Origin of the sequence: Desulfospira joergensenii DSM 10085 (assembly GCF_000420085.1) — a bacterium.
In the GTDB taxonomy this organism is placed as follows: Bacteria; Desulfobacterota; Desulfobacteria; order Desulfobacterales; family Desulfobacteraceae; genus Desulfospira; species Desulfospira joergensenii.
Genome location: NZ_ATUG01000002.1, coordinates 365,947 through 390,189, shown reverse-complemented (window position 1 = coordinate 390,189; position 24,243 = coordinate 365,947). Strand labels below are relative to the sequence as shown.

Below are 24,243 nucleotides of genomic sequence, written 5' to 3'. Positions count from 1 at the left end.
CCAAAAAGCAGTAAGGAATGCCTTTGTTTTAAACCGAACGCTTTTTCATCCAGGCTTCAAAATCGAGGTAGATCTTCCCGGGTTTGGGAAGGGGGGCGGCAACGGGGGAAATCCCCTTGTCGGAATCTTCAGGGCGATCCGCCGCCTCAGCCGGAGCGGGCCTTTGCCGGTGAAGGGTCCGGTCCGGGACAGGCTTCTCTCCAGGGCTGGAAAAGGCCTTCTGTTTGAATATCCTTTTCAGCTCCGTCACCTGACCCATGAGGTCCTTTATCCCGGCGGTATCGTCCATGAGCCGGGAGACCTGGGCCTCAATCCGGGACAGGCCTTGCTTGAGTTCTGCCAGTTCCAAAGAATAATCCCGGGCCGGTGGGGTCCCAGGGGTGGCTGGGCCCGGGCGGCGGCGCCCCGATGCCCGGGTCTGGGATTCGGCTTTTTTCCGGCTGTTAAAGAATTGAAAGCATTGGTGCCAGAAAAGCTCCATGGGAATGTCTGCCTGTTCATCCGGAACCAGGGCCAGTTTCTGGGAAATGGACCGGATACATCTGGTGGCCACACTGTCCGGGGAAAGGATAAAAAAGGGGACCTGGGATATGATGGCGGCCGGAACGTTCCGGTCATGGGCCACGATGCCCAGGGGGGAAATTTTGATGCGGAGAAATCTCTGGACGGTTCCTTTTAACTTGGACCAGGTTTTCAGGGCAGAGGCCCGGGTCTTGACCTGGTTGACCACCACTTTTACGGCCGGAACCTGCCGGTTCTCCGACAGAACCTTTAACAGGGAATAGGCATCGGTCAGGGAGGTGGGCTCGGGTGTAACCACCAGGATCATCTCATGGGAGGCCATGCAGAAGGAGAGGACCTGGGCGGAGATCCCCGCTGAAGTGTCAAAGATGAAATAATCATAGGCATCCAATTTCAGAAAGGCTTTTATCAGGGTGTCGGATTCCTTCAGGGTCAGGTCTGCCATTTTCTCAACCCCTGAACTGCCCGGAATAATATCGATCCCGTGGAAGTCCCTGATCATGATCTCATTCAGGGTAAGGTCCCCGTCCATGACCTGTTCAAGCCCGTTTTCAGGAAAGAGTCCGGTGAGGATGTTGACATTGGCCAGGCCCAGGTCGGCATCAAAGAGGCAGACCTTGAAACCGGCCGAGGAAAGAGCCAGAGAAAGGTTCAGGCTGATACTGGTCTTCCCGACGCCCCCTTTTCCGCTGGTAACGGTGATTACTTTTGCCATGGATTTTTTTCCTGGTGTTTGGGAAATGCCGCGATCATAACCTGCCCCTGGTCATTCTCCAGGGAAAACCGTATGGATCTGCATTGAAATTTCCGGGTAATGGCCTCGTGCTTTTCCATGATAAAGGTCTGAAACGCCACCCGGCGGTCCTGATCTCCTTTACATCCCAGCAGTTTGCGAAGCAGTTCATACCGCTCGTACAGGGCCAGAACCCCGTCCTTTTCAATTACCGGATCCTTGATAACCGCCTCATAATCCGTGAGCAGGGAGAGTTCCATGGATTTTTCTTTCGATTTTTCAATTCCCGGAGAAATCGTATGGGTTTCATTATACAGAAGTTTATAGAACCAGACAAATCCGGAAAAGGGAATAAAAAGGGCCTCAAACCGGTACAGGGGAAATTTGTTGCTCAACTCCCGGATGAAAAGAAGGTTATCCGGATCCGTGATCCCGCATAAAAGGGATTTTCCCTGGAGGAGCAGGGGAATCACCCCGTTGGATCCGGCGTCTTGACTGGATATGAGTCTGGCAAGCTTGGCACGGTCCTTTTTATTAAACACAAAATCACTGATGGATCTCAGGGGAATGTGAAACAGGTCCACCAGGATCTTTGCCATTTGCTGCCTGGGAATGATATCGTCCTCCAGCAGAATGCTGATCAGGGGGATCCCGGTTTCTTGGGCACGGACCTCTGCATTTTGGATGGCCCCGGGGGGAAGAATCCCCCGGCTTTCAAGATACCCCTGAAGGGTCATGAGTGTGTTGTTTTTCTTGAGGACATGGTAAATGTCCACCGGCGTCACCAGGTTCAGGTCACAGAGAATCATTCCAAACAGCCTGGGCCGATTCCGGCTCTGGGAATCAAGGCTTTTTTCCTGTACAGCCAGGGCCCTTTCCATATCCTGGGGGGAGATCAGACCTTCCTCGATGAATAGCTCACCGATCTGCAGGCTGGATTTATTTTGAGCGGATGATCTCTCCAATGAACCGATTCCTTATTGATCCGATCCGGGGTCATCGTTCCCGGAAAGTACAGGCAGAAAAATGGAAAAGCGGGTGCCTTTTCCCTCCCGGCTTTCACAGGTGATTCTGCCGTTAAGTTCCTTGACAATGGAATGAACAATGGCCAGGCCCAGGCCCGAGTTCTTTTTCCCTGTCTTGGAGCTGTTATAGGGTTCAAATAAACGGTTTTTTATTTCCGGGGAAATGCCCGGTCCATTATCGGATATCTGAATTTCAATCTCACCGGGGACCCGCTTTTTCTCATCGATCATTATTTTGCTCGAATCGGCCAGAAATTTTGTCCGGACCTCTATTTTCCCACCGGTTTCCATGGCCTCGGCCGCGTTTTTAAACAAATTGATCAGCACCTGCTTCAAGGCGTTTCCGTCGGTTTTGACTCTGGGCAGATCAGGATCTGCAACCATGGTGGCCTCGATCTGCCGGGACATGAAAAAGGATTTTTTCAGCAGGTCAAAGATCCGGGAGCAGAACCGGTTGATGTCCAGAAACTCAAACCCGCCGATTTTGGGCCTGGCAAAGACTGAAAGATCTTCAAGCAGGGTCGATACCCGGGTCATCTCCTCTCCCACCACGGACAGATCCTCCTGGGCCGGATGCTTGTCCGGCAGTTTCAATCTCAGGGTTTCCAGGTAATTTTTGATGATGGCAATGGGATTGTTGATCTCATGGACCACCCTGTTGGTGAGTGTGGCATAGGCTTCCATCTTCTTTTCATTCATGTCCAGGGCGTATTCCCGGTGAAAGAGAATATTTTCCATACAGACTCCCACCTGCCTTGAAAAGACTTCCACCAGTCCTTGATCCTTGTCCATCTGACGGGCAGCTGTCTGGTCCACCCCCATGACCAGTAAACAGACAACCCGTTCCCTGGAGAAGACCGGAACGGTGTAAAATCCGTCCGCCTCAAGCAGGCGGATAATCTGGGTGTCGGAGATGGCCTGAACCTTTTTGTTTTCGGATCTGAAACTGCACTGAACCTTCTTTTCCTTGACAGACCGGACCAGCAGGCTGGTCCGGTTGGACATGGGCAGGGCAATGCTCTTTACGATCTTGTGAAGTTTATCCCGGCCCCAGCTGTCTCCTGAAAGAAGGGTCTGCTTATGGTCCGGGAAGAAAAAAAAGACCCGCCCCACATCAAATATGATTTTCAACCCGTTATGGACGATCTCCATGATGGAGTCCAGGTCCTTTGCCATGAGCAGGTTTTCCAGGGTTCCGTAAAACAATGAGTAATCCCTGACCCGGCCGGCAATGGCCGTATCATCCTCCCCGCCCTGGGGCTGGTCAAGCTTCAGGCCGAGGTTGGCGGCCATCTCCATCACCTCTTGTTCCACTCCTGTGGTCATCTCTTCGAGAAGATCTCCAGGCAGTTCTGAAAAGGATGCCAGCTCGGGAATCCGCTCAAGGGCCGAAGGATTGGCCAGGATATTGGCCATGTAAACCACTTTGATCTGAACCAGTTCGCTCTTTATTTTATCTGCCGGCTCATTGATAAACATGACGGCCCCGGAAATCAGAGGGTTCAGGTTCCACTGGCGGAAAAACCAGGCGCTGACCCGGGGGGCGTCGGCTCCGAATTTTTCCATCTCCTGGACCAGGATCTCTTCTTCTCCGTCAGCGGACTTTAAAATGCTCTTATACTCATCGGGGCAGGCCTGGATCAGGATGAGCCTGCCGATGTCATGGAGAAGTCCGGCCAGAAAGAATTCCTCCGTATTGGGCAGCCCGCACTCCCGGGCAAGCCTCTGGGCCAGGAGACCGCATTTATAGGAATGGAACCAGAACCGGCTGATATTGAACTCGGGAAGATTTTTTGCCAGGCTGAAAAAATGCATGGCAGAAGAAGAAATGGCGATGTTCCGGATGGTATCCAGTCCCAGGTAAACCACGGCCCCCTTGATGGTATTCACATCCTCGGGCAGATTGATATAGGGAGATCCGATGATCTGGAGAAGTTTGGAGGTCAGTCCCGGGTCCGTGGAAATGATATCTGTCAGATCCTGGGTGTTTGACTTTTCGTCATTGCAGGCCTTGATCAGTTTCAGCATCACCTGGGGAAGCTTGGGAAGATGCCTTGATTTTTTAATTTCCGCGAATATATCTCTTTCTGGCGTCATTGAAACAAAACCTAAAGATTTGTGAAAAAAACTTCATACTTTTCCCATTAATGCTTCAATCTGTATAATTCGAAATCATATCTTATTTCCCATAACAAATCCAGCCCAAGCGCGAATAATAATTTCCAGGCCATGTACAAGAGACTGAAACGACAGCATATCCAATTAAAATCCAATTACTTAGCCCATCATTTTCATCCTTTTTCATCCATGCGGGGCAGGGGCAGGAGCCAATGTCCGGGCCGGACCTTTTGGTCTAAAAAAAAACCAGCCTCCCGGACCCATTTTCCCTGTTGGCGAAACAGCCTGGATGGAAAAACATCAGCCGCCTTTGTGGACCGTAAGCTGGGGAAAGGGAATTTCCCAGCTGTTTTCCGTGCAGGCATCCACGCACCACCTCTGGATGGCCCTGACCAGGCGGTTGTAAAGGGGAGCCATCTCTCCCTTGAAATCGGAAATCACCACGAAATCAAGGGAAGACCCGCCGGCCTGGGCAAACTCAACCCTGAGATTGAGCAGGGAATCCTCATATCCTTCGTCCCGGATCCGGTCCCGGATGGTTTGATCCAGAATCTCCAGCACGCTGCCCGTTGACCGGGCCTGAAGGTCATAGGAAATGCCGAACACAACCTTGATCCGGAAATTGGCGGAAAGGTTCAGGGGGGCAAGGGAAAGAAAATCTCCGGTCTGATAGATTTTTCGCGCCCCGCCGCGCTGGACCAGCTCCACCATTTCCTGGGACAGGCTGGTCACGCATCCCCGGGTTCCGTCGGACAGGATGACCCAGTCGTCTTTCCGGCAGGGAAACCAGGGTTCATGCCGGTTAAAGGGTCTGGAAACCTTGTCCATCAGCACATCAATGGGCAGTCTCAGTTTAATCCCCAGGTCAGGGTTCTCCAGACTGCTGAACATATTGATGTTTTTTACCAGCCAGGGGACCCCGTCCAGGACAACCCTTTCCCCTTCCCTGACCGGACCGATATTGAGGATGAGACGGCCCTGGTTCCAGAATCTGGGCAGGGTATTTTTAGCCGCCCATCCCAGCCCGGCCAGGAAGAGAACGGCCAGGGAGAGCAGAACCCAGTCTTCAAATGTATAAAATACAAAGATCAGGACCACAAGGGCCAGAAAAAAGGTCAATACCCTGAAAAAAAGACCGATTGCCTTGACATGAAAGGGTTGGTATTTTTCAGAATACCCGGGGACGAGCCGGATCAGCTTCCGGTGGAGGACTCTTAAGAACAGCACCAGCCCGATACAGGCGACCAGGGCAATGAACAGAAAAAGTCCCCGGGTCCGGACGAAATTCTTGATGGATGCCCGGCCGGAGTCTATCAGAGATTGCTCATCGGCTTCAATTTTTCCAAGCTCCATCTGGACGATGTCCAGTTTGCTCTGGATCTGATTTTCTACGCTTTCCCATTCAGGCACAAGGGACTCAAGATTTTTCTTCAGCACCCTGTCTTCGACCTTTGAAAGAAGGGCCTCCAGATTTTCATTGGCCTCCCGGGCAATGGGAAGCAACTCTTTGTAAAAAGTTACCTCATCCTTTAGCTGGGTTTTATGCCTGGCCTTGGCCGTGAGCTGTTTGAGTTCCTTGATCCCCGGTTCTATCAGGGAGACCAGTTCATCTTCCCAGTTGAATTTCTTTGTTTTCTTCTGGGCAAACAGCCCCACGTCAATTCCCGTGGCAATCCGTTCAAAATCCGAATTGGCCCCGGCCAGGCTCTCATCCAGTTTGGCCAGTTCCTCTTTCAAAACGGCCTTTTCCGTTTCAGAACCGCTCTTCTCAAGCAAAACCTTTTTCTGGGCAATTCTCTGGGCCAGACTTTTTTTCAGGTCAAGGATAGAGGCCAGCATGTTCATCGAGGTATCTTTTCGGCCGGAGGCTTCATCCTCACCAACGGAAAGGGCCTCTGATTTCTCCAGAACCGCCTCTTTTCCGGGTTCGCTGGTTTTTGTTTCAAGGTCCTGGGCCTGGCAGACCAGGCAGGTAACGGCTATAAATGTGATGACGGCCGTGAATAGTCGCCCTTTCCGGGCAACAGAGTTTACGGCCATGGAATTGGAAATCATAGGATGTGTACCCTCCGATTTTTCGCCATGAAATCATTGTTGACAGAACGAAAGAAACCATATCATAAAACATGAAATCATCAACCCCCATCCCTTATTTTATCGGGTTTTCGCATGGCAGATAACGGCCTGAAGCCTTTATTGCCGGGGATGACGATTCTTCTGCACTGTCAAATATATCTTCCTCTCTATTTTTCGTTGGTTGACAAACCCCGAGCGCAGGCCTTATTTTTCTTTATAAATGATTCGGGGTCCGGGGGAAAACAGATGAGTATTCGCGGCAGATTGCTATTTTCGCTTTTCATATTGGCGAGCATAATACTGGCCGTTAATTTACTTTTCCGCGATTTGATCCGGGAATCTGAATACCAGATTTCCCAATTCAGCAAAGGCGCTCTGGTTGAAGCCACATATACCTCCTTGATGAAGGATGCCCTGAATGAATCCCATACCGCCTCCAGGGAACTGATTCATATTTCCCTCCAATACGGATACGCCGGAACCCCGGATAAAAAGAATGCGGCATTAAAAGAAATCGGCCAGGCAGAAGAACGGATTCACCAATCCCTGATCCGTTTTAAAAAGGCCCTTGATTCCGCCCAAAAAGCCAACCAGGCCCAGCAGGACATGGCCAGAGAATTTCATGAACTGAGCGCTGAAGAATCCGAAATCATGGAAAGCCAGCTCTGGCTGGGCCGATTGGATAAGGGGGTACAGGTCTATGAAACCCAGATCAGACAATTGTCAGATCTGTCACGGACCTCCCACGAAAAAGCCGCAACTTTCCTGGAAAATGATATAGAGCCCTTTGTAAGTGGAGAGTTAGGAAGACTCATCCATGAATTCCGGAAAGACTCCCGGGAAGAACTGGAAGAGCAGGTAAAGAGGCTCATGGAAAATTTCAGCCTGAAAAAAAACATCTCGTTTGGGGCATTGGGCGTCTCCCTGGGATTGGCTCTTCTTTTAAGTATCTATCTTTCCAGAACCGTTTCTCTTCCCCTTTCAGACCTGGCATCGGCCATTAAAAACATGTCCGAAGAAGAATTCGTGCCGCCGCCCACGGTCAGGCCAGACAATGAAATCGGCCGGCTGGCCCGGGTAATCTCCGACATGGACCGCACCATAAAGAACCGGACCCGCCAGCTTGAACAGGCAAAAAAAGAACTGGCCGACCAGAACAGACTCCTTGAAAAGAGGGTGACGGAACAGACCCGGAACCTCATTGAACAAAACGCTTCCCTGACCCGGGAAATTCTGGATCGTAAACAGATAGAAGAACAGCTGAGAAAGAGCGAAGAACAGTTCAGGCTGGCCATGGAAGCCAGCCGGGACGGAATATGGGACTGGAATATAGAGACCGGCCACATCTATTTCAGTCCGGGCTGCACATCCATGCTCGGATATGGGAAAGACGAATTCATCCCCGATGCCAGATCCTGGGCCGACCGGATACACCCGGAAGACAGGCCCCGTCTGGTTAAGATAAACAAAGACTGTATTGAAAAAAGGACCAAGGGTTTTACAACGGAGTTCCGCATGAAGGACAAGGCCGGGAAATGGGTCTGGATCCTTGAGCGGGGCAAGGCCATTGAAAGGGATGATAAGGGAACGGCCCTAAGAATCATCGGCACCCATACCGATATCACCCCCCTTAAGCAGGCGGAACAGGAAAAAATACAGGCCCAGAAGATTTTTGAGGAGCAGAAAAAACTGGCCCTGGTGGGACAGATCGCCGGAAAAATGGCCCACGATTTCAACAATACCCTGGGGGTCATCATGGGAAACGCCGAACTGGCACTGCTGGACTGCCCCAACAAGGATCTGTCTAAATTTTTCAACCGGATTCTCGACCAGACCGTCCGGGGAAAAAATCTGACCAAAAACCTGGTGGCCTTTGCCAAGGACATTGAACCCAAACAGGAATATTTCAAACTGAGCCGTAAAATAGATCTTGTCCTGAACCTGCTGAAAAAAGAACTCATTGATATTGAAGTGATCAGGGAAGACCATCCGGACACCCCCAACCTGCTGGCGGACCCCGGAATGATCGAACACACCCTGATCAACCTGATCCAGAATTCCGTTCAGGCCCTGGGCAAAACCGAGACCCCCCGGATCACCATAAAAACCTGCTGCCGGGACAGGGACGTCCTTCTGGAAGTCATTGACAACGGGTGCGGCATTCCTCCGGAGTTCAGGGACCGCATCTACGAGCCCGCCTTTACCCTGAAGGGAAGCCGGGATACCTCCCAGGCCTATCCCCCGGGCACCAAAGGTACGGGCTATGGATTGTCCAACGTTAAAAAATACGTTGATCTGCATGGAGGGAAGATTCTTTTTGACTCTTCCCCTGAATCAGGCACCCGGTTTTTCATCCGCCTGCCCGGGTTTCAAAAACAGCCCTCATCCATAGAGACCGGTAAAGCCCCTGAAGCCGTCCTGAAATCCGGCCGGAATATTCTCCTGGTGGAAGATGAGTCTGCCATAGCTGAAATCCAGACCCGAATCCTTTCCCATCCTCCCTATGAGCATCAGGTGGATGTGGTCGACACCGGCAGGGCCGGCATCGAACTTTTCGAACGAAACTCAAACACCTATGATCTGGTCAGCCTTGATTTCATCCTCCGGGGGAACCTCAACGGCATGGATGTATACCAGCATATCCGGAAAAAAAATAAAACCCTTCCCATTTTATTTATATCCGGAAACCTGGAGTTCCTGGAATCCATCAAAGCGTTAAAGCAAAAGGACCGGTTCCTGGATCATCTGTCCAAACCCTGTAATAACCTGGACTATATTAAGAGCGTTAACCGTCTGATGCGCAACGCTTCGGACAGGGCCTAGGTTTTTCCGATCCTGTCCGCCTGAACCGCTTTATTCTGATAATCGGAAAGGGCCAGGTAAAAAGCACCCACGGCCAGTTCCGCACAATGAAAACTTTCTTCGGGAATGGTTTCCAGAAAATCGATGAGGGTCTGGTCGGTGATTTTCCAGGCAGAATCGATGTCCAGGCCCTCTGCCATTTCAACCAGGGCCGCAGCGCTGGCATTGGTATTCATACATCCGTCAATCTCATAGGAAACGATCTCAATTCGGTTTTTCCGGATCATCAGAAAAATCTCCACCGTATCCCCGCATTCCCCGGTCCGTTTCCCGTATCCGTCAGGGTTTTCCAATCTTTCCTGACGATCATGGGAAAGGGCCATATTCAAATAGTTCAGAGAATGGTCCTGCCAAAAATCAAATTCTTTATCTGCCACTGCTTCTCTCCGGTAAAGGGACCTTCGTTTTTGCCGTCTGTTTTACCCCTTAAGGTGAATAAACCAATCTGCTCTAAACTGTGAATGATCCGTTAAAAGTCAATCCGCTTTTCTCGGATGGGAAAAAAAGCCCGGAAAAACCCGGTATCATAAAATTCACCTTTCACCCCGGTCTGTTTTTGAATTTAATTGAAATGCTTTTTATGCAGGGCCGGGAGAGGGCGGGCCATGGGAGATCTGTTCCAAAAGACAGGGCGGGCCGCCTCCCGACCGGAAAACCACTGAATGGAATTTCGTTGTAATTCGCAAAGGCCTTGACTCTACCCAGACTTAAATACATAATAAGAAGTCTCTTAACAGGCAAACCAGCATTTCGCCAACCAACAAAAGGAGATATCCAATGAGCAAGCCCCACAAAGCCAAACCGAGTGATTCCGGCGATCCCACGGAAACTCAGAATGCCCCTGGACCCAACCTGGCAGAAGCCGGCAACATGGATAAAATCCGCGATATTCTCTTTGGCAGTCAGGCAAGGGATTATGAAAGGCGATTTTCCAGCGTGGAGCAGCAACTGACCCAGGAAGCCGCGGAACTCAAAGAAGAGATTCTAAAACGGATCGATTCCCTGGAAACCTATGTCAAACAGGAGATCAAAGACATTAACCTGCGGATCAAAACCGAATCCAATGACCGGTCCGATTCCCAGGATAAGATTCAAAGGGAAATGAAAGAATCCTTTGAGTCCCTGACCAAAAAACTTGTCCAGGAGGAAGAAAACCTGGCGGAAAAATCCACACAGCTCCGGGAACAGATCCTGGAGCAATCCAAAAAGCTGTCTGCGGAGATTTTGTCAAAGCATGACCAGGCCTCAACCCATCTCAAGCAAACGGCAAGGGAACTGGATGAAGCCAAGGTCAACCGCTCGGATCTTTCCGGGTTTTTCCTGGAACTGGCCATGCGGCTCTCAGGAGAAGACAACCTGGGATCCATTGTCACTCCCGAAGGATAGACTTCTCGTCCCATGGAGAAAAAGCCACCCGAAATAGACTCAAAACCAAATGGGAACGATGCCCTTGAGACCCTGAAGGATCTGCTGATCCAGCCTGAAAAGGCGAGGATTCAAAAGATCGAAACCCGGCTTGACGATCCCATGGTCAGAGCCCGGGAGATCAGCCAGACCCTGCCTGAAGCCATTTCCCTCTCTGTTTTGGCCGGCGGCAAACTTGCACGGGTGATCCAGCCCGTGATTGACAATTCCATCAAATCCTCAGTGGGAAAAAACCCCAAGGCCCTTGCCGATGCCATATTCCCGGCCCTGGGTCCCGGTATCAGAAAAGCCATTTCATCCACCATCATGGGGATGATCCAGTCCCTGAACCAGGCATTGAATCACAGTTTTTCCATCCAGGGCCTGAAGTGGCGGTTTGAGGCCCTAAAAACCGGGAAACCCTTTGGAGAAATCGTCCTTTTGCACACCCTTCTTTTTCGAGTGGAACAAATTTTTCTCATCCATAAAAAATCGGGAATCGTTCTTGAACATGTGGTTGCCGGGGAAGCCCTTGTCCAGGATCCTGACCTGGTTTCAGCCATGCTCACGGCCATTCAGGATTTTATCAAGGATTCCTTTACCCCCGGGGAGGAAGATGAAGAACTGGACACCCTTCGTATGGGATCGGACCGGAGCGTATGGATTGAGCAGGGAGAGCAAGCCCTCCTGGCCGCAGTGATCCGGGGAACGCCCCCAATGGCCTTGCGGATCAAGTACAGGGAGCTCCTTGAGGAGATCCATCTAAAAGCCGGAAACACTTTATCGGAGTTTGACGGGGATCCCTTTCCCTTTGCCGTATTCAGGGAACCCCTCAAGCAGGGGCTTGACTCCCAGGAAAAAAGCCATGACAAAAAAGTATCGCCCCTGCTCTGGGTCACGGCTCTTGTCTTGATCTCAGCCATGGGTTTTATCGGGTTCAACCTTTACAAGTCCCACCTTGCCTGGCAGGGATATCTCACCCGGCTCAAGACCCAAAAGGGGATCATCCTCCTGTCTGCCCAAAAGAGGTTCGGCCGATACCAGATTCAGGGGTTCAAGGACCCCCTGGTTCAGGTCCTTCCGGATTTTCCTGAGAACCAGGGATTTTTCTCCAGGGAAGTCCGGGCCCTTTGGACCCCCTTTTACAGCCTTGATCCGGAATTTGTGATCCAGCGGGCAAAAAACAGGCTCAAACCGCCCCAGACCGTCAAGCTCTCATTGTCGGAATCCAGACTCATCGTCCGGGGAGAGGCTTCCCAGGAATGGATTGAAACCCTTCGTCAATCCGCGGCAGCCCTTCCGGGAATCGACTCCTATGATGACTCCCTGCTTATCAACCCCGAAAAAATCCAGTTCCAACAGGCGTCAAAAAAACTGGAATCTGAAAAAATATACTTTCGTACCAACAGCACCCGGCTGGTGGACGGACAGGAAGATGTGTTCCAGCGGCTGGCAGAGATCATCGGCCGTATCCAGGTCCTCCAGGCCCGGTTAAAAATCCCCTTCCGGATCATGATCCTGGGCCACACGGATTCCTCCGGAACAGAAAAAAGAAACCAGAAGCTCAGCCGTGACCGGGCAGAAAAGGTGTTCAGCCACCTGCTCATCAACGGGGTCAATCCCTCTTTGATGAGCATATCCGGAGTCGGGGACAAAATCCCACTCAGGGAAGAGATCAGCAGGGAAGACAGGCAACTCAACCGGGCCGTAACATTCAGGGGTTTTTCCATGCCCAAAGGGAATAAAAATGATTAAAAAAAAGATCTGCATGATGGGGGCCTTTGCCGTGGGCAAAACCAGTCTTGTCCAGCAGTATGTCCACAGCATTTTTTCAGATAAATACCATACCACCATTGGAGTTAAAATTGAAAAAACCCGGGTGGATCTGGACCATTCCCCTGTGGATCTCATCATCTGGGACCTGCACGGTGAGGATGACTTTCAGCACGTCCGCCTCTCCTATTTAAAGGGATCTTCCGGTTTGATCTTCGTGGCCGACGGCACCCGGAAAACCACTCTTTCCACGGCATTGAACCTCAAACAGATTGCAGACAATACCATGGGGACGCTTCCCTTTATCCTTGTGGTCAACAAGGTGGATTTAAAGGAAGACTGGGAAATTGACCCCGAAGATTTAAATGAAATAGATAAAAAAGGGATCCATGTCATCCTGACCAGTGCCAAAACCGGAGAAGATGTGGACCAGGCTTTTGAACTCTTAACCCGAAAAATGGTGGAGAAATAAAATGTCGGCTTTCGCAAGCGTAATCCTGGAACAATTGTGTTCCCGGGTGTTTCGAGAATCGAGGCTGGTCTACTTCATCACAGACAAAACAGGAAACATCCTGGAATGGGGCGGAAACCTTTCCGAGTTGAACCTTGGGAATCCCCGGACAAATACTCCCATATCGGATATTGTCATTTTCATGGAGGGGATTCTGCCCCTGGAAAACGGGTCCATGGAATTTTCATGTATCCAGATGACGCCCCAGGTCACGGTAGACGCCCTTGTTTTTCAATCCGGTCCCGGATATGGCCTTATCCTGTGGGACGCCTCACAAAAAGAGGCCTTTTTCACCGAGACCCAGCAAAAATGCAACGAACTCAGTCTGCTCATTGAAAAGCAGAAGAGTCTGCTCCGCCGGGAATCCCATACCAGGGTCATGGGAAAAAACACACCTTTTATGGAGGATCTTTTCAGGGCTCTGAACTTTGCCGTGCTGGAGATGAATGACCAGGATGAATTCATCCTGCTGGGAAGTCCGCCCCAGTGGATCGACAAACTTCCCCACTCAGACCTCTTGGTTTCCGGCCGGCCCTGCCCGGAAGATGTGTTCAGTTTCCTGGGAAATTTTATCCAGGAAGCAAAATCAAGATGGCTGAAAAATCCCCAGGAGAGTTTTAAATCCGGTCTCTGGATTGAAAAAGACCACACCGGACAAGAGTTTTTATTTGAGGCCACGGCCGTGGTGATCCACGGAAAACGAATGCTCATCATAGCCAACGATGTCTGCGATCCCATTGAAAAGCAGACCATTATTCAAAAGGGCAGGGATCTCGCCCTCCACTACCACAGCCTGAAACGGAACGGGAAAAAATTAAAGGATCTGCACCATGAACTGGAATTGCGGGTCAAGGAGAGAACCCGGGATCTGGAACAGGCCAACCTAAGGCTGGCCAATGAACTCAAGCAGCGCAAAAGGGCTGAAAGGGAACGAAGGGAGGTGGCAAAGCAGCTCAGGCAATCCCAGAAAATGGAGGCCATCGGCACCCTGGCCGGCGGAATTGCCCATGATTTCAACAATATTCTGGGCGCCATCATCGGGTTTTCAGAACTTTCCCTGGCCCAGGCCCCGGACCCGATCAAACCCAAGCTGGAACAGATCTTAAATGCCTCTGAACGGGCCAAAAATCTGGTCCGTCAGATCCTGACCTTCAGCCACCAGACCGAATATGAAAAACGGCCTCTTCAGCTCAGTATGATCGTTAAGGAAGCCCTTAAACTTCTCCGGGCGACCATTCCCGCTTTTATCGATTTTAAAACCGACCTGCAAAGCGATGCCTATATCCTGGCCGATCAAACCCAGATGCATCAGGTCATGATGAACCTGTGCACCAATGCCTGGCATGCCATGAAGGAAGAAGGAGGCACACTCACGGTCTGCCTCAGGGACACCACCCTGTCCGAGGGAGATACCTCTGCAATGCCGGAACTCAGCCCCGGGCAGCATCTCCTCCTGGTGGTCGGGGATACGGGATGCGGTATCAGAAAGGACATGCTGGAACGAATTTTTGATCCCTATTTCACCACAAAGGGTAAGGATAAGGGCACCGGGCTCGGTCTTTCCGTTGTCCACGGCATCATCACCAAAACCGGGGGGCATATCAGTGTTGAGAGCAAACCCGGGCAGGGCACTGAATTCAAAGTTCTTTTTCCCTGTTTTGATTCAGACGATAATGCCGCGCCGGCTTACCAGTCCTTTGAACCGGGAAACAACGAACTGATCCTTTTCGTGGATGATGAATCCTATCAAACCGAGATGATAGAACAGATCATGGAACAGCTGGGGTACAGGGTGATCCTCTGCAATGACAGCCTGGAAGCCCTGGACATCTTTCTGAGCGGGGAACATGATTTTGATCTTGTCATCACCGATATGCTCATGCCGAAAATGACGGGCAAAAGCCTTGCGGAAAAGATCCTTACGGCCGACCCCGCCATGCCCGTCATCCTCTGTTCTGGATATCATGATGAAATGGACCCGGATACCATGAAAAAAATCGGGATTAAAAAAATTCTCATGAAACCTTTCGGTATGAACCTTCTTTCAAGGGAAATTCGTATAGCCCTTGGAAAATAATCCAGAAAAAAACAGGCTGAGTCTCAACTAAGATCCCAATTATACAGGTTTTCCTTTTTTCTTGACACTTTTAATTCAAGGGGGTATGGTTCAGGAACTTCAGGTACTGCATTGGCAGTTGAAAGGGAATCCTGTGAAATTCAGGAACGGACCCGCCGCTGTAACCGGGGATGAACCTCACCAAAGCCACCTTTGATCTTTCATGGGGAAGGCGTGACAAGTAAGTCGATCCGGAAGTCAGAAGACCTGCCTGGACAATTGATCGTATTGCTTGCGAGGACTTGGGTAGATCAATTAAGTTAAGGTTGAGGAAAAAACGGATCCCACACCAGCACTGCTGGTGTGGGTTTTTTAATGCCCTTTTCCGTAAACCCGGGATTGCATAAGAATTTTTAATGAAAGGAGGGAACCGGATGGTTTTGGGGGCTGAGCCAAGTAGGCTCTGACCATAGTTTCACGTGAAACTATTTTGGATATAAGAAATATCCAAAAGAAATCTGTCCAGTTTCTTGCTTATCCCAGGACAAAAGCTGACGCGAGCAAATGATGCATAGAACAAAAAGGTTCGTTTTTTTTACCGCGAAGTTTTTTCCGTCTGTTTTTTCAGATGGAAACCGGAAGAGAGAATCAAAATATCTTTGGGCAGTCTGTTTTGGGAGGACTGCCCAGGATACGGGCGACAGCCTGTGATTATGGCATTAATGCGTATACCGGTTGCCATAACAGGAGGGAAAACAGGAGTTCTGGTGATCCTGTTTTCCCTTTTTCTCGGGGCCATGATCCTGATCTCCCTGTCCATGGGATATATCAAGATTCCGGTTCAGGAAATTTTTCATATCCTCCTTGGAAAACTCTTTAATACCCTCACCCTGGACACTGCCCAGTCGGAAACTTTTTATGCGGTAATCTTCCATGTCAGGCTTCCCAGGATCCTCACCTGTGCCGCCGTGGGCGGGGCCCTTTCCCTGTCCGGGGTGCTTTTCCAGGGAATCCTTCTCAACCCCCTGGCAGACCCCTACACCCTTGGCGTTTCAGCGGGAGCTGCATTCGGGGCCAGCATTGCCATTCTCCTGAATCTGGGGGCCGCATTTGTGTCCATTCCCGGGTTTGCCTTTGCCGGGGCCATTGCCACCCTGTTTTTTGTCATATTCCTGTCCTATTCCTCCTCCTCCAGGGGAGGCGGTCAGGGAAGCGTCAGCAGATTGTCTTCCAACAACCTGATCCTGTCCGGCATCATCGTGGCTGCCATTTTATCCGCCGGCATCAGCTTTTTAAAATTTCTGGCCAATGATCAGGTATCGGTCATTATCTTCTGGCTCATGGGCAGCTTTGCCTCCAAAACCTGGGCTAATTTTCTGGTGGTCTTTCTTTTTCTGCTCTTTGGTCTCCTGGTTTCCATTTTCTATGCCAGAGACCTGAATATCATCTCCCTGGGAGAACGGGCCGCATCCAGCCTCGGGGTCGATCTGAAAAAGGTGATCCTCATCCTCCTGCTCACCGGGTCCATGCTGGCTGCCGTATCTGTTTCCGTATCCGGAATCATCGGATTTGTCGGCCTTCTGGTCCCCCATATGATTCGATTCCTGACCGGACCCGACAATCGGAAGCTGCTGCCCGTATCCATGCTGGCAGGGGCGGTACTCCTTTTGTTTGCCGATACCATTACCCGGGCGGTTCTTCCCCATGAAATCCCAATCGGTGTGCTTACCGCCCTGACAGGGGGGCCGGTTTTCTGCTGGATATTCAAAAAAAGCAGGTTAAAGTGATGGATATCCAAATTCAAAATATTTCCTTTACCTACGGGGATAGACCCGTTTTAGAAGATCTGAGCACCGAATTTCAGCAGGGGACATTTTACGCCATTCTCGGTCCCAACGGCAGCGGGAAAACAACCCTGCTCGACCTTATTTCAGGATTTCTCCTGCCCGACCGCGGGTCTGTTCTTGTCGACCACCGCTCCATTTCAGCCATGTCAAAACTTGAAACGGCAAGGATGATCTCCCTTGTTTCACAAAATCATGAGATAAACTTTCCCTTTACCGTGGGCCAGGTGGTGATGATGGGAAGACACCCCTATATTGACAGGTTCGGTCACCCGAGTCAGACTGACAGAGACCGGGTCAACCAGGTCATGATGGACACAGGAATCTTTGATTTAAGAGAACGGAAGGTTACCGAGTTGTCCGGCGGAGAGAAACAGCGCTGTGTCGTGGCCAGGGCTTTGTGCCAGAACACACCCGTTCTCCTGCTGGACGAGGCCTTTTCAAACCTCGATATCAACCATACCCTGCATATACTCGATATGGTGAAAAACTCGGTTTTGACCCAGAATAAAATTATCATTGCGGTTCTCCATGACCTGAACCTGGCCTCGGCCTGGGCGGATGAACTGCTCTTTTTAAAAAATGGTGAGATAAGGGCTGCCGGCCCCACCAGGGATGTCCTGACCCGGGAAACCATTGAAAATGTTTTTCAGGTAAAATCAAAGGTTGAATTTAATGAATATCTTCAGGCCAGACAGGCCTATTTTAAAAAAGCGTAAGGCTCTGCTTGTGCTGGGGCTTTATCTGGCCCTGGCCCTGCCCTGCTCCGCCCATGTCGTCATTGATAAAAAGGGCAGGGAGATCGACGTATCCAGACCCTTTGCCAGGATTATCTCCCTTTACGGGGCCCATACGGAGAATCTATTCGCCCTGGGCCTGGACCGTGAAATCATCGGAGTCTCTGTCAATGACACCTATCCGGTCCAGGTGAAATCCAAAAAAAGGTTCTCATACCATGACGATCCGGAACGGTTTTTGGCGGAAAGACCTGACCTGGTTCTGGTCAGGCCCATGATTGACAACGGATATCCTAAATTTATCCAACAGCTGGAACAATACGGAATAAAAGTCGTTTCCCTTCAGCCCTCCAGCGTAGATGAAATGTACGATTACTGGCTGACCCTGGGAGATCTTACCGGCCGCTCTTTAGAGGCGAAACGACTGGTCCGGGGGTTTAAGGATAAAATCAGCAGGGTTCAAAACCGGATAAAAAGCAGGGTAAAGGTTCGGAAAAAAGTCTTTTTCGAAGCCATACACAGCCGGATGAAAACCTTTATTCCGGGCGCCATGCCCATCTTTGCCCTGGAGACGGCCGGAGGAATCAATGTGGCACCGGACGCCCGGTCATCCCGGAATACCAATATTGCCATATACGGCAAGGAACAGATCCTGGAAAAGGCATCCCGAATCGATGTGTTCCTTGCCCAAAAAGGGATAATGAATCCCGTAAACCTTGAAATGATTATGGATGAACCCGGGTTTGAAATTATCAAAGCCGTGAAAACCCGTCAGGTTTTTTTAATAGACGAAAACATCGTCTCCAGGCCCGTGCCCAGGCTCTACCAGGGTATAAAGGCCATCGGGCATATGCTTTACCCCGATGTTTTCGCCCAATTGGATATGGAAAAGGAAAAATAATGGAAAAAAAAGGCAAGTTATACGGTCTGGGAGTGGGTCCCGGAGATCCGGAACTCATCACAGTGAAAGCGGTCAGGGCCATCAAGGAGGCCGATGTGATCTTTACGGCCGCCTCCAGCAAAAACCCCTACAGCCTGGCCGTTGAAATTGCATCTCCCTATATTTCTTCTTCTGCCAGGGTGGAGATACTGGGGTTCCCCATGACAAAGGACAGGGAAAAAGCAGATGAAGCCTGGACAGCCAATGCCCGGCAGATCGCAGGGGAGTTGGACAAGGGCAGAACCGCCGTTTTTTTAACCCTGGGTGACCCGGTAACCTATTCGACCTTTGGCTATATTCTAAAGAAAATGGATCAGATCATGCCGGACGCGGACATTGAAACCATCCCCGGCATCACTTCGTTTCACGCAGCCGCGGCCAGGCTGAACCGCATTTTGGTGGAAGGGGAAGAGTCCCTGTTGCTGACATCCGGGGCCTACGGCGGCAGCCGGATCAGGAACATTCAAAGCGTTGAAAATGTGGCCATTGTCAAAGCCTATAAAAATATCGAGGATATCAATGTGGCATTAAAGGAGACCGGCCTGTTTGAAAAATCCGTGGCCGTTTCCAAATGCGGCCGTGAAAATGAAGAAATCATCGATAACCTGGATGCATTGGCCCTGAGGGCCCCAGATTACTGGACCCTGATTCTGGCCTCCAAATGAAAAAGAAGGAACTCAGCATTAAAAACCTGGGGATTTCCCTGGGAGTGACCCTGTGCATGATTGGGTTCTGCCTTGTCTTTACGGACAGCGTCAACATGGACACCCTTGTCTCAAGACTGGGGTTTCCCCTGTTCAGGCTCATGGTTTTCATCTGTATCGGGCTTCTGGCCGGACAGATCATCGAAGGCATGGGGTGGACCCGCCAGGCCGCGGTCCTGGCCCGCCCCTTTTTCAGATTTTCAAACCTGGGGCATCACTGCAGCGCGGCCTTTACCACGGCATTTATTTCCGGGGCCGCTGCCAATGCCATGCTGCTTGAGTTCTACGAACAAAAAAAAATTACAAAGCTCCAGCTGTTTCTGTCCAATTACGTGAATCAGTTTCCGGCCTTTTTTCTTCACCTTCCCACAACCATGTTCATTGTTCTTCCCCTGACCGGATTTGCAGGCGCCCTCTACTTTTTCCTCACCTTTGGGGCCACGGCCTTCAGAACGGCCTGCTTTTTTATTTTTGGACATTTTTTTCTGCCGGAGCCCTCTTTGCTTTCCGGGCCAACGGATAAAGGATCCCAGGCAAATGAACCCTCTGGAACCGGATATTCAGCCCTGATCACCAGGATCAAAAAAAGCCTTCCCATCCGGATTTCCAATATTTTGACCTGGGTTCTGCCCATCTACACCCTGGTCTTCATCCTCAATGCAAACGGATTTTTCACCTACCTGAACCAGGCCGTTACCCGGTATGTATCCCTGAAGCTGATCCCGGTGGAATCCTTATCCGTGGTGGTATTAAGTTTTGCAGCAGAGTTCACCTCCGGGTTTGCCGCGGCCGGAGCCTTGATGGATGCAGGGGTGCTCTCCATAAAACAGACCGTTATCGCCCTTTTGCTTGGGAATGTCCTGGCCTTTCCCATCCGGGCCCTGAGACACCAGATACCCAGATATATGGGAATTTTTTCTCCCAAAATGGGACTGCAACTGCTATTGTCTGGTCAGGCCTTCAGGGTGGCAAGCATCATCCTGGCCGGAACCCTATACTTTTTTGCGGCATGAGGTGAATATGATACAGGTAATCGGTCTGGGCATGGGAAAACAGGATCTCACGGCAAAGCAACTTGAGATCATTGAAGGGGCAGACATCCTTGTGGGCGGTAAAAGACAGCTTGAACTTTTTCCCTCCCATGGAGGGGAGCGTCTTGTCATCAGGGGCAGCATGGAAGACCTCATCCGGGAAATCCAGGAGCGCATGGCCCATAAAAAGGTGGTGGTCCTGGCTTCGGGGGATCCCCTGTTTTACGGCATCGGGTCTACCCTTGTAAAACGAATGGATAAAAACCAGCTCCGGATACAGACCAACATATCTTCGGTTTCCGCTGCCTTTTCCGCCATTGGTGAACCCTGGCACGATGCGGAAATCATCAGCCTCCACGGTCAGGCCAAAAAGAACTTTTCCTTTTCCAGTCTGGCCCGAAAAAACAAGGTCGCTTTTTTAACCGATCCCGAGAACGACCCTGCATTTATTGCCGACAGCCTCATTCAGTTCAGACTCCATGGCTTCAGGGTCTGTGTCCTGGAAAGACTTGGTGACAAGGACCGTGAAAAGATCACCTGGTTTGATAATTACGCCGGAATCAAAGACCAGACTTTTTCCCATCCCAATCTCGTTATTCTGCTGCGACCCGGGCTGGATACAGCAAATCATTACGGGCAAAACAGGGATAATGTTTCACATGAAACATACCTGGGGATGGATGACGAACAATTCAGCCACTCAAAAGGATTGATCACAAAATCTGAAATCCGGAGCATTGCCCTGTCCAAGCTTCAACTCAAACAAAAAGACCATGTCCTGTGGGATGTGGGTTCCGGATCCGGTTCCGTGGGCATTGAAGCCTCGGGAATGATTCCATGGGGCCATGTCTATTCCTTTGAAAAGAATCCCAACAGGATTGCCAATATTGTAGAGAACATTAAAAAATTCAACTGCTCCAATATCAAGGTTCTTAACCAGAAGTTTCCCGAGGGGACCCAGGAGCTTGCCCCTCCGGACAGAATATTTATCGGCGGAGGAGGCCGGGATCTGGAAAGCATTATCCAGGTTTCCTGCCGGAACCTCATGGGAAACGGAGTTATTGTGATCAATACCGTATTAATCCAGAACATGGAGAAATCCCTCGATGTTTTGAAAAAACACGGGTTTAGCCCGCAAATGGTCCAGGTTCAGGTTTCTCGATCCAGACCCATGCCTTACGGTGACCGCATGGAAGCCTTGAACCCGGTATGGATTGTCTGGGGAGCAAAGCCCATGGACGTGGAAAAGAAAGAGAGCGCCAATGGAAAAGAATAAAAAAAAGGTGGTTTTCGCAGGAGCCGGTCCCGGGGACCCGGAACTCATGACCATAAAATCGATGAAGGCCATTCAAGAAGCCGATCTCGTTATCTATGCCGGCTCCCTGGTTCCCGAGGCCGTTCTCTGCTGGAAAGGAGAGCAGACCCGGACCGTATCCAGTGCGGACATGAACCTGGATCAGATTATCGATATGATCTGTCAGGCCCACGGGGAAGGCAAGAGGGTGGTCAGGCTCCACACCGGTGATCCCTCCATGTACGGGGCCATATTCGAACAGATCCGGGAATTGGAAAAGCTCGATATCCCCTGCCGGGTTCTTCCGGGGGTTACGGCGGCCTTTGCCGCTTCGGCAAAAATGAAAATGGAGTTCACCCTGCCCGAGGTCACCCAGACCTTGATCCTTACCCGTATTGCGGGAAGGACCCCGGTCCCGGACACAGAGGACCTGGACAGACTGGCCGCCCACGGGTCCTCCATGGCCATCTATCTGAGCATGGCCCATACGGAGAAGGTCCAGACCATACTTAAAAAGCATTATGGAAAGGACAGTACCTGTGCCGTGGCTTACAAGGTCAGTCATCCGGAAGAAAAGATTCTTTACTGCAAAACCGGAGAGCTGACCCGGACATGTCAGGAGAACGATATCACCCGCCATGCACTCATCCTGGTGGGCAGAGCCGTTGAAGCCAGCATGGGGAACAGCGAGCTGATCAAATCCAAATTATACGATCCAGGATTTTCCCATGGCTACCGGAAGTCCGAATAAGGGAGATGGCCCCAAAAAACCCATGGCTGTTTGGGCCATTACCCCCAACGGCCAGAAACTTGGAATCAGAATCTGTTCCGGAATTGGAAAGGCAGATCTCTTCATAAGTGAAAAAATAGAAAACGGTCCGGAAACCGGGAAACCGTCTTACCCATTGGGTCGTCCGGAAAATATAAATATTTTCTCCAGCCTTTCAAGAGAAATTAAACGCCGGTTTCAGAGGTATGAAAAACATGTGTTTATTTTTTCCACAGGAATTGCCGTGAGAATGATTTCCCCCCTCCTCCAATCCAAGCTGGCTGATCCGGCGGTCGTGGTGATTGACGACCAGGGGAACCATGTGATCAGCCTGATCTCAGGTCACCTGGGGGGAGCAAATGAACTTGCCCGGGACCTGGCAAGACGGATCCAAGCCAACCCGGTGATTACGACGGCCACAGACGTGAATCAGCTCCCTTCGATTGACATGATCGCCAAAAGGTGCAATCTATTCATTGAAACTCCGGAAAATATTAAACGGATAAACATGGCTTTTCTAACAGACAAAAAAATTCTACTCAAAGATCCGGGATCATTTATCCGTAAAGCCATCCCCAAAAAATTTCTCCTGGAGGATGAAACGGATAAAGAAGTTCCCAGAATCCATTGTTCCTGGAAAACAGAAAAGGTTTCACGTGAAACTATGATTCTGAGGCCGAGGGTGCTCAGCATCGGCATGGGGTGCAACCGAAATACGCCCTTTGAAATTATCCGTGATTTTTTCAACGCCATCATGGCCGGGGAAAACCTGAGTCTGGACAGTCTGGTTTCCATTGCCACCACAGAAATAAAAAAGGATGAAAAAGGATTGCTAAGGCTCTCGGAGACCTTGGGAGTTCCCATAAAATTTTATGACAAAACCAGCCTTAATTCGGTAAAAACCATTGAAAACCCATCCAAGATGGTCGAAAAACATTTGGGAGTAAAAAGCGTATGCGAAGCAGCAGCCATTCTGGCGGCCAACAACGGGAAACTCATTGTTCCCAAGAAAAAGAACCGGGATGTTACCCTGGCTGTGGCCCTGGAAATATGAAACTATTTATTGTCGGCACCGGCCCGGGGAGCCAGGATCATATGTCCCAAAGAGCCGTACAGGTCATCCGGGAGGCAGATTGTATCGCCGGATATACCACATATATTGACCTGATAAAGGATATTGTTCTGGATAAAAAAATAATATCCACCGGTATGATGAAGGAAGTGGACCGGGTGGAGCAGGCCATTGACCAGGCCCTGTCAGGTGTTTCATGCGCCCTGGTTTCCGGAGGAGATCCGGGTATCTATGCCATGGCCGGCCTGGTCTTTGAAATCTGCTCCCAAAGGGGGATCCAGATTCTCAGGAATTCTGCTTCATCCGATGCTGAGGAAACCGGCCTTGTGCTGGAAGTGGTCCCGGGAATCCCGGCCCTGGCGGCCGGGGCTGCCCTTGCCGGCGCCCCCCTGACCCATGACTTTGCCGCCGTCTCTTTAAGTGATCTGCTCACCCCGTGGGAAACCATTGAAAAACGACTGTCCTGCGCTGCCATGGCTGATTTTGTAATGGTTCTGTACAATCCCAAGAGCAAAAAACGGGACTGGCAGCTGACCCGGGCCAGGGACCTGATCATGGAACACCGGCCAGGAGAAACGGCCGTGGCCGTGGTTACCGGAGCCATGCGGGAAAATCAAAAGATCTCCTTTACCACCCTGGACCGGGTGGACACGGCAGAGGTGGGCATGCAGACGGTGCTTTTTATCGGTTCAAGCACATCCATGCAGTATATGGATTTCATGTTTACGCCCAGGGGATATACGAAAAAATATGGTATTGAAAAATAAAGGTA

19 protein-coding genes and 1 riboswitch are annotated in these 24,243 nt (G+C 50.6%); of the genes, 14 read left to right on the top strand and 5 right to left on the bottom strand.

Annotated elements, in window-relative coordinates:
• Positions 1-28: 28 nt before the first annotated feature.
• From F608_RS34840 to F608_RS0114080, 4 genes are all read right to left on the bottom strand, one after another.
• The gene (locus F608_RS34840; protein WP_051148575.1) at positions 29-1,237 is read right to left on the bottom strand and encodes a MinD/ParA family protein; all 1,209 of its coding nucleotides are present in this window, start codon (positions 1,235-1,237) and stop codon (positions 29-31) included.
• Positions 1,225-2,220, bottom strand: a complete 996-nt coding sequence (locus F608_RS0114090; protein WP_027362753.1) for a GspE/PulE family protein — start codon at positions 2,218-2,220, stop codon at positions 1,225-1,227. The genes F608_RS34840 and F608_RS0114090 overlap by 13 nt, the downstream gene beginning before the upstream one ends.
• 12 nt (positions 2,221-2,232) lie before the next feature.
• The gene (locus F608_RS31970) at positions 2,233-4,377 is read right to left on the bottom strand and encodes an HDOD domain-containing protein (protein WP_022666293.1); all 2,145 of its coding nucleotides are present in this window, start codon (positions 4,375-4,377) and stop codon (positions 2,233-2,235) included.
• Between the two features lie 321 nt (positions 4,378-4,698).
• Positions 4,699-6,453 (bottom strand): mechanosensitive ion channel family protein, encoded by a 1,755-nt coding sequence (locus F608_RS0114080; protein WP_022666292.1) that lies wholly within the window; start codon positions 6,451-6,453, stop codon positions 4,699-4,701.
• Positions 6,454-6,720: 267 nt separating this feature from the next.
• Between F608_RS0114080 and F608_RS0114075 the strand changes: the two genes are divergently transcribed.
• A complete protein-coding gene (locus tag F608_RS0114075) occupies positions 6,721-9,297 on the top strand; it encodes an ATP-binding protein (protein ID WP_161626862.1) in 2,577 nt (858 codons plus the stop codon).
• Here F608_RS0114075 and F608_RS31965 read toward each other — a convergent pair.
• A complete protein-coding gene (locus F608_RS31965; protein WP_022666290.1) occupies positions 9,294-9,713 on the bottom strand; it encodes an iron-sulfur cluster assembly scaffold protein in 420 nt (139 codons plus the stop codon). The genes F608_RS0114075 and F608_RS31965 overlap by 4 nt on opposite strands.
• Positions 9,714-10,113: 400 nt before the next feature.
• Here F608_RS31965 and F608_RS0114060 point away from each other — a divergent pair, with 400 nt between their 5' ends.
• The 13 genes from F608_RS0114060 to cobJ all read left to right on the top strand — a co-directional run bounded on the left by F608_RS0114060 (position 10,114) and on the right by cobJ (position 24,238).
• Positions 10,114-10,722, top strand: coding sequence for a hypothetical protein (locus tag F608_RS0114060; protein ID WP_022666288.1), 609 nt, complete (start codon positions 10,114-10,116; stop codon positions 10,720-10,722).
• Positions 10,723-10,734: 12 nt separating this feature from the next.
• The gene (locus F608_RS0114055; protein WP_022666287.1) at positions 10,735-12,495 is read left to right on the top strand and encodes an OmpA family protein; all 1,761 of its coding nucleotides are present in this window, start codon (positions 10,735-10,737) and stop codon (positions 12,493-12,495) included.
• Positions 12,488-12,985 (top strand): Rab family GTPase, encoded by a 498-nt coding sequence (locus tag F608_RS0114050; protein WP_022666286.1) that lies wholly within the window; start codon positions 12,488-12,490, stop codon positions 12,983-12,985. The genes F608_RS0114055 and F608_RS0114050 overlap by 8 nt, the downstream gene beginning before the upstream one ends.
• A 1-nt stretch (position 12,986) precedes the next feature.
• The gene (locus F608_RS34835; protein ID WP_051148574.1) at positions 12,987-15,101 is read left to right on the top strand and encodes a hybrid sensor histidine kinase/response regulator; all 2,115 of its coding nucleotides are present in this window, start codon (positions 12,987-12,989) and stop codon (positions 15,099-15,101) included.
• 84 nt (positions 15,102-15,185) lie between these two features.
• Positions 15,186-15,369, top strand: a riboswitch (cobalamin riboswitch).
• A gap of 478 nt (positions 15,370-15,847) precedes the next feature.
• On the top strand, positions 15,848-16,867 hold the full coding sequence (locus F608_RS0114040; RefSeq protein WP_022666285.1) for a FecCD family ABC transporter permease: 1,020 nt from the start codon (positions 15,848-15,850) through the stop codon (positions 16,865-16,867).
• Positions 16,867-17,643, top strand: coding sequence for an ABC transporter ATP-binding protein (locus F608_RS0114035; protein WP_022666284.1), 777 nt, complete (start codon positions 16,867-16,869; stop codon positions 17,641-17,643). The genes F608_RS0114040 and F608_RS0114035 overlap by 1 nt, the downstream gene beginning before the upstream one ends.
• Complete coding sequence (locus tag F608_RS0114030; RefSeq protein WP_027362750.1) at positions 17,600-18,562, top strand: ABC transporter substrate-binding protein; 963 nt, start codon at positions 17,600-17,602, stop codon at positions 18,560-18,562. Before F608_RS0114035 ends, F608_RS0114030 begins: the two co-directional genes overlap by 44 nt.
• Complete coding sequence (gene cobI / locus F608_RS0114025; protein WP_022666282.1) at positions 18,562-19,266, top strand: precorrin-2 C(20)-methyltransferase; 705 nt, start codon at positions 18,562-18,564, stop codon at positions 19,264-19,266. The genes F608_RS0114030 and cobI overlap by 1 nt, the downstream gene beginning before the upstream one ends.
• Entirely contained in the window at positions 19,263-20,318 is a 1,056-nt protein-coding gene (locus tag F608_RS0114020) for a nucleoside recognition protein (RefSeq protein ID WP_022666281.1), read from the top strand. Before cobI ends, F608_RS0114020 begins: the two co-directional genes overlap by 4 nt.
• 7 nt (positions 20,319-20,325) lie before the next feature.
• Entirely contained in the window at positions 20,326-21,612 is a 1,287-nt protein-coding gene (locus F608_RS31955) for a bifunctional cobalt-precorrin-7 (C(5))-methyltransferase/cobalt-precorrin-6B (C(15))-methyltransferase (protein WP_022666280.1), read from the top strand.
• The gene (gene cobM / locus F608_RS0114010) at positions 21,599-22,381 is read left to right on the top strand and encodes a precorrin-4 C(11)-methyltransferase (RefSeq protein WP_022666279.1); all 783 of its coding nucleotides are present in this window, start codon (positions 21,599-21,601) and stop codon (positions 22,379-22,381) included. Before F608_RS31955 ends, cobM begins: the two co-directional genes overlap by 14 nt.
• Positions 22,359-23,453 (top strand): cobalamin biosynthesis protein, encoded by a 1,095-nt coding sequence (locus F608_RS0114005; protein WP_022666278.1) that lies wholly within the window; start codon positions 22,359-22,361, stop codon positions 23,451-23,453. The genes cobM and F608_RS0114005 overlap by 23 nt, the downstream gene beginning before the upstream one ends.
• Positions 23,450-24,238, top strand: a complete 789-nt coding sequence (gene cobJ, locus F608_RS0114000; RefSeq protein ID WP_022666277.1) for a precorrin-3B C(17)-methyltransferase — start codon at positions 23,450-23,452, stop codon at positions 24,236-24,238. Before F608_RS0114005 ends, cobJ begins: the two co-directional genes overlap by 4 nt.
• The last annotated feature ends 5 nt before the right edge of the window (positions 24,239-24,243 follow it).

What these genes read in the sequence shown, in the direction of transcription:
- F608_RS0114075 (WP_161626862.1), top strand. Translation starts at nt 6,721, where the DNA reads ATGAGTATTCGCGGCAGATTGCTATTTTCGCTTTTCATATTGGCGAGC.
- F608_RS0114030 (WP_027362750.1), top strand. Translation starts at nt 17,600, where the DNA reads ATGAATATCTTCAGGCCAGACAGGCCTATTTTAAAAAAGCGTAAGGCT.
- cobI (WP_022666282.1), top strand. Translation starts at nt 18,562, where the DNA reads ATGGAAAAAAAAGGCAAGTTATACGGTCTGGGAGTGGGTCCCGGAGAT.
- F608_RS31970 (WP_022666293.1), bottom strand. Translation starts at nt 4,377, where the DNA reads ATGACGCCAGAAAGAGATATATTCGCGGAAATTAAAAAATCAAGGCAT.
- cobM (WP_022666279.1), top strand. Translation starts at nt 21,599, where the DNA reads ATGGAAAAGAATAAAAAAAAGGTGGTTTTCGCAGGAGCCGGTCCCGGG.
- F608_RS34840 (WP_051148575.1), bottom strand. Translation starts at nt 1,237, where the DNA reads ATGGCAAAAGTAATCACCGTTACCAGCGGAAAAGGGGGCGTCGGGAAG.
- F608_RS0114060 (WP_022666288.1), top strand. Translation starts at nt 10,114, where the DNA reads ATGAGCAAGCCCCACAAAGCCAAACCGAGTGATTCCGGCGATCCCACG.
- F608_RS0114020 (WP_022666281.1), top strand. Translation starts at nt 19,263, where the DNA reads ATGAAAAAGAAGGAACTCAGCATTAAAAACCTGGGGATTTCCCTGGGA.
- F608_RS34835 (WP_051148574.1), top strand. Translation starts at nt 12,987, where the DNA reads ATGTCGGCTTTCGCAAGCGTAATCCTGGAACAATTGTGTTCCCGGGTG.
- F608_RS0114005 (WP_022666278.1), top strand. Translation starts at nt 22,359, where the DNA reads ATGGCTACCGGAAGTCCGAATAAGGGAGATGGCCCCAAAAAACCCATG.
- F608_RS0114050 (WP_022666286.1), top strand. Translation starts at nt 12,488, where the DNA reads ATGATTAAAAAAAAGATCTGCATGATGGGGGCCTTTGCCGTGGGCAAA.
- F608_RS31955 (WP_022666280.1), top strand. Translation starts at nt 20,326, where the DNA reads ATGATACAGGTAATCGGTCTGGGCATGGGAAAACAGGATCTCACGGCA.
- F608_RS0114080 (WP_022666292.1), bottom strand. Translation starts at nt 6,453, where the DNA reads ATGATTTCCAATTCCATGGCCGTAAACTCTGTTGCCCGGAAAGGGCGA.
- F608_RS0114035 (WP_022666284.1), top strand. Translation starts at nt 16,867, where the DNA reads ATGGATATCCAAATTCAAAATATTTCCTTTACCTACGGGGATAGACCC.
- F608_RS0114055 (WP_022666287.1), top strand. Translation starts at nt 10,735, where the DNA reads ATGGAGAAAAAGCCACCCGAAATAGACTCAAAACCAAATGGGAACGAT.
- cobJ (WP_022666277.1), top strand. Translation starts at nt 23,450, where the DNA reads ATGAAACTATTTATTGTCGGCACCGGCCCGGGGAGCCAGGATCATATG.